This is a genomic window from Candidatus Binataceae bacterium (genome assembly GCA_035650475.1).
Classification (GTDB): domain Bacteria; phylum Desulfobacterota; class Binatia; order Binatales; family Binataceae; genus JAKAVN01.
On sequence record DASRHP010000009.1, the window covers coordinates 779,115 to 792,233 of the forward strand.

The 13,119-nt window shown below is 69.8% G+C and carries 11 protein-coding genes; 9 read left to right on the plus strand and 2 right to left on the minus strand.

The window, feature by feature from the left end; genetic code table 11:
• The first annotated feature begins 11 nt into the window (after window positions 1–11).
• The 3 genes from VFB33_09960 (at window position 12) to VFB33_09970 (ending at window position 5,039) form a co-directional block, all read left to right on the plus strand.
• The gene (locus tag VFB33_09960; GenBank protein ID HZO82004.1) at window positions 12–1,178 is read left to right on the plus strand and encodes an acyl-CoA dehydrogenase family protein; all 1,167 of its coding nucleotides are present in this window, start codon (window positions 12–14) and stop codon (window positions 1,176–1,178) included.
• 29 nt (window positions 1,179–1,207) lie between these two features.
• Window positions 1,208–2,395: a CoA transferase gene (locus VFB33_09965; GenBank protein ID HZO82005.1), complete on the plus strand. Its 1,188-nt coding sequence runs from the start codon at window positions 1,208–1,210 to the stop codon at window positions 2,393–2,395.
• Window positions 2,396–2,627: 232 nt separating this feature from the next.
• Window positions 2,628–5,039 (plus strand): hypothetical protein, encoded by a 2,412-nt coding sequence (locus VFB33_09970; protein HZO82006.1) that lies wholly within the window; start codon window positions 2,628–2,630, stop codon window positions 5,037–5,039.
• Between the two features lie 11 nt (window positions 5,040–5,050).
• Here VFB33_09970 and VFB33_09975 read toward each other — a convergent pair whose 3' ends face one another.
• A complete protein-coding gene (locus VFB33_09975) occupies window positions 5,051–5,314 on the minus strand; it encodes a hypothetical protein (GenBank protein HZO82007.1) in 264 nt (87 codons plus the stop codon).
• A gap of 64 nt (window positions 5,315–5,378) precedes the next feature.
• On the minus strand, window positions 5,379–6,155 hold the full coding sequence (locus VFB33_09980; protein ID HZO82008.1) for a family 16 glycoside hydrolase: 777 nt from the start codon (window positions 6,153–6,155) through the stop codon (window positions 5,379–5,381).
• 238 nt (window positions 6,156–6,393) lie between these two features.
• Here VFB33_09980 and VFB33_09985 point away from each other — a divergent pair, with 238 nt between their 5' ends.
• The 6 genes from VFB33_09985 to mraY all read left to right on the plus strand — a co-directional run bounded on the left by VFB33_09985 (window position 6,394) and on the right by mraY (window position 13,098).
• Window positions 6,394–6,846, plus strand: coding sequence for a division/cell wall cluster transcriptional repressor MraZ (locus VFB33_09985; GenBank protein HZO82009.1), 453 nt, complete (start codon window positions 6,394–6,396; stop codon window positions 6,844–6,846).
• A 7-nt stretch (window positions 6,847–6,853) separates the two neighbouring features.
• A complete protein-coding gene (gene rsmH, locus VFB33_09990; GenBank protein ID HZO82010.1) occupies window positions 6,854–7,774 on the plus strand; it encodes a 16S rRNA (cytosine(1402)-N(4))-methyltransferase RsmH in 921 nt (306 codons plus the stop codon).
• Window positions 7,771–8,061 carry a hypothetical protein gene (locus VFB33_09995; protein HZO82011.1) on the plus strand — a complete coding sequence of 97 codons (291 nt, stop codon included), beginning with the start codon at window positions 7,771–7,773 and terminating at the stop codon, window positions 8,059–8,061. Before rsmH ends, VFB33_09995 begins: the two co-directional genes overlap by 4 nt.
• Complete coding sequence (locus tag VFB33_10000) at window positions 8,058–10,184, plus strand: penicillin-binding protein (protein HZO82012.1); 2,127 nt, start codon at window positions 8,058–8,060, stop codon at window positions 10,182–10,184. Before VFB33_09995 ends, VFB33_10000 begins: the two co-directional genes overlap by 4 nt.
• Window positions 10,184–11,713, plus strand: a complete 1,530-nt coding sequence (locus tag VFB33_10005; protein HZO82013.1) for a UDP-N-acetylmuramoyl-L-alanyl-D-glutamate--2,6-diaminopimelate ligase — start codon at window positions 10,184–10,186, stop codon at window positions 11,711–11,713. The genes VFB33_10000 and VFB33_10005 overlap by 1 nt, the downstream gene beginning before the upstream one ends.
• 305 nt (window positions 11,714–12,018) lie before the next feature.
• On the plus strand, window positions 12,019–13,098 hold the full coding sequence (gene mraY, locus VFB33_10010; GenBank protein HZO82014.1) for a phospho-N-acetylmuramoyl-pentapeptide-transferase: 1,080 nt from the start codon (window positions 12,019–12,021) through the stop codon (window positions 13,096–13,098).
• Window positions 13,099–13,119 lie beyond the last annotated feature (21 nt).

Genomic DNA, 13,119 nt, shown 5'->3' on the forward strand with positions numbered 1-13,119 from the left:
GCGAGCGCAAAATGGAGAACGGCGAGCGCGGGTTTGAACTGTCAGAGGAGCTGAAGACGCTGCGCCAACAGGTGCGGCGCATCATCCGCGACGAGATCATCCCGATCGAGAATCGGCTCGATCCCGACGCGGCCGAAATTCCCGAGCACGACTACTGGGCGATCGCGCGCAAGACCCAGGCCGCCGGCCTGTGGTGCATGGGCGTGGCGCAGAAGTACGGGGGCGCCGGGCTCGGCACCTTCGCGATGTGTGTGCTGTACGAGGAGATGGCGCAGCATCGCATGGGTCTGTACAACCCGGGCGCGGGCGTCTTCGGCCGCACCCCGCCACCGGTCATTTGGGCCGGCACCGAGGAGCAGATCCAGACCTACGCGGTCCCGGCGATCAAGAACGCCTGGTACACCTTCTTCGGCATCACCGAGCCGGCCGGCGGCTCCGACCCGGCTGGCGCGATCCAGTGCCGCGCCGCGCGCGACGGCGACAGCTACGTGCTCAACGGCACCAAGATCTTTACCTCGCACGCGCACGAGGCCGAATGGGGCGTGGTCTTCACGCGTACCGATCCCACCGCCGGCCGCGCCGGCATCACCGCGTTCATTATCAAAAAGAACACGCCCGGGTTCACGCCGCGCCCGTTCAAGGTCCTGCGTACGGCGGCGCTGCCGTGCGAGGTCCAGTTCGAGGATTGCCGCGTGCCGCTCGCGCAGCGGCTCGGCCCCGAGGGCGGCGGGCTCTCGCTCTGCCTCGACCTGCTCACGCGCCTGCGCTTTCCGTACTCGGCCTGCAACATCGGCGTCGGCGTCGCCGCACTGGAGATGGCGGTCAAGCATGCCAAGCAGCGCAAAACGTTCGGCGAGCTGCTGGCACGCCGCCAGGCGATCCAGTGGATGCTCGCCGACTCGGAGGTCGAGCTGCGCGCGGCGCGCTGGCTGACGTGGGACGGCGCGTGGAAAGCCGACCGCGGCGAGGACGCGCGGATGGAGGCGTCGATCGCCAAGCTCTACTCGAGCGAGGTGCTCGGCCGCGTGGTCGATCGCGCCGTGCAGATCCACGGCGGCTACGGCGTGAGCAAGGAGTTTCCGCTCGAGCGATGGTACCGCGAGGCGCGCATCCGCCGCATCGGCGAGGGCCCCTCCGAAGTCCATCGGATGGTGATCGCGCGCAACCTTTTGCGTTGAGCGCGGCTTGGGACGAGGGAGAGCGCCGGATGGGACTGCCGCTTGCGGGAATTCACGTCATCGACTTCGGCCAGATCTTTGCCGCGCCCTACTGCACCTTGCAGCTTGCCCTGATGGGCGCGGAGGTTGTCAAGATCGAACCGCCCGGCGCGGGCGAGAACCTGCGCCGGCCCGACTCCTCGCCCGGCGGCGTCAACTACTCCTTCCTGATGCTCAACGCCAACAAGCGTTCGGTCACGCTCAACCTCAAGCATCCGCGCGGGCGCGAGATCGCGCTGCGGCTCGTCGCGCGCGCCGACGTGCTGGTCGAGAACTACACGAGCGGCGTGATGGAGTCCTTCGGCCTCGGCTACGACGATCTGCGCAATCGCTTCCCGCGCCTGGTCTACGCGAGCGCCAAGGGCTACGGCAGCGACGGCCCGTGGGCGAAGCTGGGCGCGATGGACAGCACGGTGCAGGCGAGCTCGGGCTTCATGAACGTGACCGGCTACCCCGACCGCAGCGGCGTCAAGACGCCCGCAACCTTCATCGACATGGGCACCGGCAGCCACCTCGCAAGCGGCATCCTCGCCGCGCTCTACCATCGCGAGCGCAGCGGGCGCGGGCAGAAGGTCGAGGTCGCGATGCTCGACGTGTGCGTCCCGGCGCTGACCGGGCTAATCGCCGACCATTTGCAGGGACGTGCGCTCGAGCGCCTGGGCAATCGCCATCGCAACGCCTGCCCCTCCGACGTCTATCCCGCGGCCGACGGCGAGGTACTGATCTTCTGCCTCAACGAGACGCACTGGCGCACGATCGCGCGGCTGATGGGGCGTGCGGAACTGATCGACGCGCCGCGCTTCAAGGACCATGCGACGCGGCTCGCCAACGTCGGCGAGGTCGACACGTTGGTCACCCAGTGGACACGCACGCATCGGCGCGACGAGCTCATCGCGACGCTCATCGAGCAGGGCGTTCCCTGCGCGCCGGTGCGCTCGATCCCAGAGGTCGTCGCCGACCCGGAGCTCGCGCGGCGCGGGATGCTGATGGAGAGCGAATTTCCCACCCGCGGCGCGATCAAGGTCGCGGGCTCGCCGGTCAAGCTCTCCGATGCCACGCCGCCCGCGCGTCCGACGCGCCGCCCGCCGGTGCTCGGCGAGCACACCGCCGAGGTCCTGGCGGCGATCGGAATCGGGGCCGAGGAGCTCGAGCGGCTGCGCGCCGACGGCGTGGTCTGAGCCGGCGCGCGGCAATGTTTCACGTGAATCCACATGTTTCGCATCATTCTCCACAGGAGTTTTCGGAACGGTTATTGACGCGCCGACGAAAATCGCGCGCCGATGATTGTGCGGTCAAAACGATCGGCGCGGCGAGCGGCGGCGCGTGAGTTTTCACCGCTATTAAACCGACAGCGGGAAAACCCGTCAGCCTTTCGTAGCGCGGCCGGCCCGCGTGCGCTAAGAGGGCTTTATGAGCGCGCATAAGGGCGCCTCGCGATCGGCGGAGCGTCCGCTGTTCGAGCTCGGGCCGCCGATCGTCGAGCGAGCTTCGCTGGAGCCCGCCCCCAGTGCGGACGCGGTCGAGTTCTACTTTCTTACCGCGGCCGCGCAGCGCGCGTGGGCAGCGATAAGCGCGGCGCGCGCGCGCGGCGCCCGTGCGCTCTTCTGGATCGGCGGGCCTCCGGGCTCGGGCAAGACGCACTTCCTCAATTACGTCCTCGCGCTTGAGGAACGGGCGGGCGCGGAGGCCGGGCGGCGCGCGGTTATTCGTGTCGATGCCGGCGGATGCGCGTGGACGGAGGGCGTCGAGCAGCGGTTGCTCGGCGAGTTCGAGCGGGTGCTCGGCGTCGCCGGCGGCCAGAGCGCGCTGTGGCGCAGGATGCGCGGCGCGCAAGCGCTCGAGGTCGCGCTTGCGCACGCCCGCCGCATCGGGGTGCGCGCGCTCCATCTGGCGCTCGACTTGGGCGGCGCGCCGCTCGCCGGCGCGCGCGACTGCATCGCTGAGCTTGCGCGGACGAGCGCGCCGCGCGAAATCCAGATCGCCGTGTTCGTCGCCGCGCGCGGGGACCAACCGCCTGCAGACGCGCTCGCGCTCGACGTCGCTCCGAACGGCGAGCGGGAGCTGATGCTGGCGGCGCTGGCGCGCGCGCGCCGAGTGCTCGACACGGAGGCGGCGGCCGCGCTTTATCGGGCGGTTGACACGGACGGCTTCGAGCCGCGCTCGATCTTCCCGTTCCATCCGCTGGCCCTGCGCGCGCTGCTCGCCACCGCCGGTGATCCGCCAGCGATTCCCGCGCTGGCCGGCCTGATCGCCGAAGTACTCGACCATTGGGGGCCGTCGGCAGGCTGCTACAGCCGACCGCTTATGGACGTTGACCTGTTGCGGGTTGCCGCCGTCGCGCGCCGCGTCGCCGAACGGCTGGGCGAAAGCGGGCGCGCGGCGCTCGCAACCGCTTACCGCGCCGCCGACGCGCATGAAGATCGGGCGGCCGCCCGCGTGGCGGTCGAAACGCTGATGCTCGAGGCGCTGGCCGGCGCGCCTGCGCTGTCGGTCCGCGGGTTGCGCACGCGCGCGCTCGCCGTGTCCGGGGGCGTCGCGGCCGATCGCGTGGCGGGCGGCCGCAACGCGACGGAGCGGATGCTCGCTGCGCTCGCAACGCGCAGCGCCGGCGTGATCATCTTCGACGGCCGCGCGGCGCGCTTCGACGCGCGTGCCGCGGACGCGGCGCAGCTTGCGCGGTTCAACGCCGCGCTCGCGCTGGCCCGACGCTTCGACGCGACGCTGGCCGAGGCGCGCGAGCCGGCCGAGGTGCCCGAGCGGCTCCGCCGGCTGGACGACGCGATGCGCGCGGCGGCAGAAGAGGCGCGCCGCGTGGGCGTCGCATTCGAGGCCGCCGCGCGAGAGACGCGCGGGACGCGGGCGCCGCTAACCGCCGAGCATCGGCGGGCGTTGGAGGAGTTCGTCGCGCTCGCCGAAGGCGGGGCGCACGCGCTGATTCGGATTGGCGCCGACGCCGCGCGTTGCGAGCACGCGATGCGCACGGTTGCCGGCTACGAGGACCTTGCAATAGCGGCCGCGGCGGCGGCGCGGATGCGCGCGATGGGCGAGTTTCTGCGCGACACCGGGCTCAGGCCCGACCTCGCGGGCGACGATTGTGCGGGCGAGGGCGCGGGCGCGCCGTTGGTGGTCGAATGTCAGCTTCTGCTCGCGGCACTGGAGGCGGGCGTGATGCCCGACGCGCGGCGGCGCTTCGAGGCGCTCGAGGCGCGCTTCGAGAAATTCCGATGGACGTATCTGGCGGTTTACCGCGCGGCGCATGAGCGATGGCGGCGCGAGGGCGAGCGCCTCGGCGCGCAACTGCGCGACCTGCGCGAGCATCTCGCCGCGTTCGCCCGCCTCGACTCGATCGCGGCGCTGGGGCCGCCCGAAGGCGCGGAATTCGGCGTGCGCGCCGAGCATCTGGCGCGCCGGATCGCGCGATGCGATGAGGACGAGTCGGCGGGGCCGCAGGCGGCGCGATGCGCGCGATGCAGATTCGTACTCGGCACGGCGCTGCCCGCGCGTGAACTCGACGAGCTGTTCGAGCAGGTAAGACGCGCGCTCGGGCGCCGGCTGGCGGCGCTCTCGCACGGCGCGATCGCGCGCCTTATCCGGCTGCACGACCGGGGCCATCGGCTCGACGGCTTTCTCAAGATCATCCAGGCCGCGCATACCGAGGCGCTCGTGCGTGTGCTCGACGACGAGCTTGCAGCCTACCTTGCGCGGCTGCTCGAAGAGGCACAGGACGAGACGCGATCAGCGTCCGGGGCGCGCGCCGCCGCCGAAACCGACGCGGAGGCGGCGGGAATCAAGCGTATCGGCCGGGCGCGGCCGACGGACTGAAGGGGCGGCGATCAGCCGGCGCCGGGAGCTGCCTCGGGCGGGCGCTTGCTCGCACGGCTGGGCGGAAAGGCGCTTACGTTTCTACGCCGGCGCGGCTTGACGTTGAGCCGATCGAGCAGAGCGAAAAAGGCGTCGCGCACGATCTCCATCAGCCACAACAGCGCGAGTCCCAATGCCACACCGACGCCGTTGAACACCTCGCCAATGTATTCGCCGCGCGACATCCGCTCGGGCTCGAACGGCTCCTGAAAATCAGCAGACGGTTCCTGGCTCACGCTCTCAACCTATGGGCGCACGCGCGAAGGCGCAAGCGCGGCTCCCGCTTCGGCCTTCGCGATCTCAGGCGCCGGGCGCGCTTTCCGCCGTGACCTTGACGTTGTCGAAGCTCACGCGCGAGTCATTCTGCGACCACACGCCGATGCGCCCCTTGGCCAGCCCGCTGTCCTGCGCCTCGAAAAGCTGCTTGCCGTTGAGGTAGGCGCTGAAATGATCTCCGCGCGCGTCAAGCCGCAGCGCGTACCAGCGGCCGCGTTCGAGCTCCGCCGGCGCCTCTTTGATCAAGGTGAGACGGCCGCCGCTCATCCGATACAACGCGACGTAGTCTTTCGGGCATGCGGCGGCGAGCACATAGTAGTCCTGAGGATCGGTGTAGCGCACAACAAGGCCGGCGTAGCTGCCCCAGGCGCCGCCCCACGGTTTGATGTCAGCCTGGAGTGAGAGATCGGAATACTCGGTCGAGTCCTTGGGGATCGCCAGCAGATAGGTGTCGCTGAAAAACGAATCGATCCAGAGCATCACCGCCTTGGTGCGCGGCAGGCCGTAACCCGGCAGGCTGAGCGTGTTGGGCAGGCTGGGCGCGTGCATGTCGAGCAGCACCTTCCAGTTGCCCGACACCGCGGTCCAGTCGCCCGGCATCAGGTAGCCGCGGTCGTGGTCGAAGCTCCAGCTCTTCGAGGCGCCGGGCGCGCCGCTGTCGGTGGTTGTCGCCGCCTTCACGATCGCGGTCGAGCCGCGGGTCTCACCGGCGACGCTGGTCGTGTCGCCGGCCGTGATCGCCAACACAAACGTCAGAACCGCAAGCAACAGGGTACGGCCCAACGCACTTCGATTACTCATCTCCGCCACCTGCACAGGTCCGAATCTGTGATGTTCCGGAAATAGGGACTGCGCCAGAACGTCGGGAGCATATTTTGTGATTGTGGCGCGTGCTGTCAAGGACGCAGCTCAATCTTCGCTTTTTATTCGACTAGTCACAACCAAATATAATTTCGCGTGCTGACAGGCTGCCGAACACGGATTCACTTGACTCTAGTGGGAGCGAGTGGGATGTTGTGGTGGTCTAGGGAGTCATGCGGTGTTCGGGGGACGATTCGACCATACAATCGACGATAAGGGTCGTGTCAGCATCCCGGCGCAGGTGCGCGAGGCGCTCGCCCGTGACAACCAGGAGACGGTTTTCGTCACCAACTGGGTTGCCGAACACCAGCGCTGCCTTGCGGTCTTTCCGCCCGCCAACTGGACGAAGCTGGTAGGCAAGGCCAGCCAGCGCGCCAGCCTGGAGTCGAGCATGCAGGCCTTCCAGATGTTCTTCATCGGCGGCGCCCACGAAGTGCAGGTCGATCGTCAAGGCAGAATACTGATTCCGCCACGGCTGCGCGAGTATGCCCATCTTGGACGCGACGTAACCTTCAGCGCGATGCTCGACCATTTTCAGCTCTGGGACAAAAGCGTGCTGACGGAGGTGCTGGGAAAGGTCGAGCGGCAGTTCCTGGAGGACTCGGAGCTGATCGGGAAGCTCAACCTGTAGGGTGGTGATGGGGCTGGCTGCGGAATCTCACCCGGGGACCGACCGGCTGCATGTGCCGGTGATGCTGTCCGAGGTGCGGGCGCTGCTCTGCGACCGTCCGCGCCAGCTCGTGGTTGACGCCACTGTCGGCACTGGCGGACATGCCGAGGCGCTGCTGGAGGCGGGGGCAGGCGGCACGCTGATCGGGATGGATCGGGACCCGCGCGCGCTGGAGGTGGCCGGCACGCGGCTCGGGCGCTTCGGCGCGCGCGTGATCCTGCGCCAGGCCGACTTCGCCGAGGTCGAGCGCGTGCTCGGCGAGGCCGGCTTCGCCGCCGCCGACGCGATCTTCGCCGACCTTGGGATGAGTTCGTATGCGCTCGACGATCCGGCGCGCGGCTTCAGCTTTCGTTTCGAGGGTCCGCTCGACATGCGGATGGACCCGCGGGGCGAGCTGCGCGCCTACGACCTGGTCAACGAGGAAGGGGAGGACGAGCTCGCGCGCATCATCCGCGAGTTCGGCGAGGAGCGCGCGGCGCGGCGGATCGCGCGCGCGATCGTCGAGGCGCGCCGGCGCCGGCCGCTGGAAACCACGACCGAGTTGCGTGCGCTGATCGAGCGCGCTGCCGGCGGCCGCCGCCATCGCGCGATTCATCCGGCGACGCGCACCTTCCAGGCCCTGCGTATCGCGGTCAACCACGAACTCGAAAGCCTCCGCGTGTTTCTCGACCGCGCGCCCGGATGCCTTGCGCCGGGCGGACGGCTGGCGATCATCGCCTATCACTCGCTGGAGGACCGCCCGGTCAAACATCACTTCCGCGCCCTCGCCCACGAGGGCGGCTTCGTCGCACTGACGCCCCGGGCGCTGCGTCCGCAGGCTTCGGAATGCGCGCACAATCCGCGCGCCCGCAGTGCGCGGCTGCGCGCGATCGAACGGAGCGCGCCATGAGCCGCGCGCGGGTCAGACCCACCCGGCCGCCCTCGCGCCTGGCGCCGGCGCTGCTCGCCGCGCTGGTCGTCGCGCTTGGCTTCGCCACGCTGATGGTGCGCCTGGAGGTGACGCAGGAGGGTTACCGGCTCTCCGCGGTGCGCGCCGCCAATCTCAAGCTCGAGGACGAAAACCGCCAGCTCGGAGTGCGCGCGGCTGAACTTGGTTCGAACGAGCGGCTGCGCGCGCTGGCGCCACGCTTCGGGCTCGAGCCGCCTGCGAGCGGGCAGGTGGTGACACTGCCATGAACGCGCCGTTCAAAAAGCGCCGCGTGCGGATCGGCGCGCTCACGATCACGCTTGGTGCGCTGTTCGTGCTGGTCGCGCTGAGGCTCGCGCTGCTGGTCGCGTTCGACGGGCCGCGCCTCACCTCGCTCGCCCGCCTCGAGCACACCGGCGAGGTCGAGCTGACGGCCCCGCGCGGTCCGATTGTCGATCGCAACGGCGAGGCGCTTGCGCTTTCGGCCGAGACCCGCTCGGTTTACGCGCGCCCGGCGCAATTGCTGGCCGCGAGTACGGCGGCGGATCGCGCGCGGCTTGCCGCCGCGCTCGGGATGACGCCGGCCGAGCTGGCGGAAAGGCTTCATCGCAAGGCGCCGTTCGTCTGGCTCAGACGCCATCTGGCGCCCGAGCGGGCGCAGGCCGCCGAGGCGCTCGGGCTCGACGGCGTGGGCGCGCTGAGTGAGTACAAACGCTTCTATCCGGAGGGTCCCCTGGCCGCGCCGGTGGTGGGGTTGGCGGGGATGGATGGCCAGGGGCTCTCCGGTCTTGAATTGGCCGACGACCGGCTCATCCGCGGCGAGCCGGTCGCGCTGCGCTTCTACCATGACGCGCTCGGCCATCCGATTTTCGACAGCCCGCTTGCGCTGCGCACGCCGCAGCCGGGGGCGCGCCTGGTGCTGACGCTCGACGCGCGCATCCAGGCGCTCGCCGAGAGCCAGCTCGCCGACGAGGTGCGCCAGAGCGGGGCGCGGCGCGGCGCCGCGGTGGTGCTCGATCCGTTCAGCGGTGAGGTGCTCGCGCTGGCCAGCGTCGCCGCCGACGGCGCCAGCGTGGGCGAGCGACTGCACAACACCGCAGTGCAGGACGCCTTCGAGCCGGGCTCGACGATGAAAGGGCTGCTCGCCTCGATCGCGCTGACCGACGGGGTAATTGCGCCGCATCAGCAGATCTACTGCGAGGACGGCGCCTACACCATCGGCAGGCGCACGATCCACGACGACAGTCGTCACGGATGGCTCGACCTGGGAGGAATAATCGAGGTCTCCTCGAATATCGGAGCCGCCAAGATCGCGCTCAAACTGGGCGCCGAGCGCTTCTATCACGGCCTGCGCGCCTTCGGACTCGGCGAACGCACCGGCATCGACCTGCCCGGCGAGGCCTCCGGCATCCTGCGCAAGCCCGCGAGCTGGCGCGAGATCGATCTCGCCAACCATGGCTTCGGCCAGGGCGTCGCGGTGACGCCGATCCAGCTGGCGGCCGCTTACGCCGCGATCGCCAACGGCGGCTACCTGGTGCGCCCCTTCGTGGTGAAGGCCGCCTACGACGCTGCGGGCGATCCGATCCTGACCCGCACTCCCGAGGTGCGCCGGCGCGTGATCACGCCCGAGGTCGCACACAGGATGAATCGCCTGCTGCGCGGCGTGGTCAACGGCCCCGACGGCACCGGGCGGCTGGCGCGGGTCGGCGATTTCATCGTCGCCGGCAAGACCGGCACCGCGCAGATGGTCAATCCAGCGACCGGGGCCTACTACCAGAGCCGACTGGTCGCCTCGTTCGTCGGATTTGTCCCGGCCGACGATCCGCGCCTGGTGATCCTGGTGGTGCTCTATGACGTCGCCCACGGTCACTTCGGCGGCCTGGTCGCGGCGCCGGTGTTCAGCCAGATCGCCGCGGGCGCGCTGCGCGACCTCAACGTGGCGTCGCCCGCGCAGCCTTATGAAAGTGCGAGCCTGCTGCCGGCGAAGCTGACCTCCTCGCCGCGCGCGGCGACCGACGACACGCCGGCGGCCGCAATCGCAGACCACGACGCCACGGCGGCGGCGCTGGTCTCGCCCGACGCGACGCCTGACTTTTCCGCAATGAGCCTCAGGCAGGCGATCGCGCTCGCCCATCGCCGCCACCTCGATCTGACGGTCGAAGGCGACGGCTACGTGATCGCGCAGAATCCCGCGCCGGGCGCGCCGCTGGGCACGCGGCCGATCTCGTTGCGGCTGGCGCCGGTAATAGCGGACGCGACGGGCGAGGCGGCGCCGCGCGGCGCGAAGGCGACCTCTTCGATATCAGCCCGGGCGCGCGCTTGGTCAGGTTCTAAGCAGAGACGCTCAGATGCAAAGCCGGCGCGTGGGCGCGCTCACCCAAGGAGCGGGTGATGCGGCTTGGCGAATTGTGTGCGGGCGAGCCCGGCGTCCGGATCGAGGGCGACGCCGCGATGGAAATCGCGGGGCTCAGCTACGACTCGCGAAGGGTCAGCCCGGGTGATTTGTTTTTTTCACTTGCGCGGGATCCGGCACAGGCCCGCGCCAATCTCGAGGATGCGATGGCCCGCGGGGCGCGCGCGGTGGTGGTGAAGGCGGGGGACGGTGTGGACGCGCGCTCCGCGGTGACCGTTGTTCGATGCGAGCGGCCGCGCCGGCTGATGGGCGCGGCCGCCGCGCGCTGGTTCGACGCGCCCAGCCGACGGCTCGATCTTATCGGCGTCAGCGGCACCAGCGGCAAGACCACGACGACCTACCTGCTTGCGTCGATCTTCGAGGCGGCGGGGGCGCCCGCCGGAATTATCGGCACGGTCGGGATCTTCGTCGGCTCGCGCAAGATTTACAGCGGGCTGACCACGCCCGAGTCGCTCGACTTCGAGGCGGCGCTGGCCGAGATGGAGCGCGCGGGGGTGCGGCGGGTGGCGGCGGAAATCTCGTCGATCGGGCTGGCTGAACATCGAGTGGACGCGCTCGACTTTCGCGCCTGCGTGTTTACCAACCTGGGCCGCGACCATCTCGACTATCACGGTACCCAGGAGGAGTACTTCGCGGCCAAGCTCAGGCTCTTCACCGAGCTGCTGCCGCAAAGCTCGCGCCGCGACGCCTTGGCGGTCGTCAACGGCGACGATCCCTATGGCCGGCGCGTGCTCGCGGCGGTCAAGGGGCGCGCCGTAAGCTTCGGCCTCGGACGCGAGCTCGACGTCCATCCCCTGAGCTACAGCGCCGGCACCGACGGCATCCGCGCCTCGGTCGCCGCGCTCGACAAGCGCGTGGAAGTGCGCTCGCCGCTGCTCGGCGAGATCAACCTGCTCAACATTCTCGGCGCCTCCGCTGTGTCGGTGGCCCTGGGCATCGAAACGGATGTGGTCGCGGAAGGGTTGCGGCGATGCCCAGGGGCCCCCGGCAGACTGGAGGCGGTGCCAGGACCGCCCGGCGTGACGGTGCTGGTGGACTACGCGCACAAGCCCGACGCGCTCGAGGCGGTGCTGCGCGCGCTGCGCGCGCTTGGGCCGCGCCGGCTGCTGTGCGTGTTCGGATGCGGCGGCGATCGCGATCGCGGCAAGCGACCGCTGATGGGCGGGATCGCGGGGCGGATGGCCGACCTCGCGCTGGTCACCTCGGACAATCCACGCAGCGAGGATCCGCTGGCGATTATCGCGGAGATCGAGGCCGGGCTCGCCGCCGCGGGACTGCGCCGGATCGCGCCACAGGCCGTCGGGCGCGAGCCGGGTTACGTGGTGGAGCCCGACCGGCGCGCCGCCATCGCGCGCGCGCTGGAACTCGCGGCGCCCGGCGACATCGTGGTGATCGCCGGCAAGGGGCACGAAGACTACCAGCTCGTCGCCGGGCGGCGGCTGGATTTTGACGATCGCGCGGTGGTGCGCGAACTCGTAGCGGCGCGCGGGCGCGACGCCGACGCGTAGCGCCGCGCAGGGCGGGGGTTGCGGACGGTGTTCAGAGGGAGGCCTTCGGTCGGAGGAGATTGTGCGGTGGTGGGGTGGCCGATCGAAGGCTTGCCTCGGGCCTCCAGTTTGCGAGAACCGGCGCGCCGCGGCCGCGCTGAGTGAGCGCTGGCCGGCGGCGCGTTGGCCTGCCGCCGCCGTCATCACGCCGATGAACGCGGACATGCAGCTCGGCCGCGAGTGCGAGGAGAGGGGCGCAGGCCGCGCGTGCCGACGCCTTGCGTCGTACCGGCCGCGACCAGCACACTCGAAGGCGAGTTCAGCCGATGCTGTACATCCTTCTGTTTCCGCTCCATGCGCACTACGCGGGGTTCAACGTCCTGCGCTACGAGACCTTCCGTTCGGTGGTGGCCGGGCTGGCCGCGCTCGCGCTGGCGCTGGCCGAAGGGCCGAAACTGATCGAGCGCTTCCGCGCGGCGCGTATCGGACAGACCATCCGCGAGGAGGTTCCGCAGAGCCATCAGAAGAAGGCCGGCACGCCGACGATGGGCGGCCTGCTGATCCTGAGCAGCGCGCTTATCGCGACCGTGCTGTTCGCCAACCCAGCCAACCCCTACGTGTGGCTGGCGATCCTTGTGACGCTTGGCTTCGGCGCGATCGGCTTTACCGACGATTTGCTCAAGCTGCGCCGGGGCAAGGGGCGCGGGCTGAGCGGTCCGCAAAAGCTTTTCTGGCAGTTCCTGTGCGCCTTCGTCGCCGCGGTTGTGCTGTTCGCTGTGATGGGTTTCGACACCACCCTCAACGTGCCCTTCTTCAAAAATATCCATCCCGCGCTGCCGCGATGGCTGTACGTGCTGTTCGCGATGTTCGTGCTGGTTGCGTGCTCCAACGCGGTCAACGTCACCGACGGGCTCGACGGGCTGGCGATCGGCCCGGTGATGACGGTCGCGTTCTGCTACTGGACATTCACCTACGTCGCCGGCAACCTGAAGTTCTCCAGCTACCTCGACATCCCGCACGTGGTCGGCGCGGGCGAACTGGCGATCTTCTGCGCCGCACTGATCGCGTCCTCGCTCGGCTTCCTGTGGTACAACGCCTATCCGGCGTCGATGATGATGGGCGACGTCGGCGCGCTCGGGCTCGGCGCGGCGCTGGGAATTGTCGCCGTGCTCTCCAAGCAGGAGCTGGTGCTGCCGATTGCGGGCGGCGTGTTCGTGGTCGAGGCCGGCTCGGTGATCATCCAGCGCTACTACTACAAGGCGACCCATCGGCGGATCTTCCGGATGGCGCCGCTGCATCATCACTTCGAGCTCGGCGGATGGCCGGAGACCCAGGTCGTGGTGCGGTTCTGGATTGTTTCAATCGTCTGCGGGCTGGTGGCGCTGAGCACGCTCAAGCTGCGCTGAGGGCGGGAGCGGCGCGCGCCG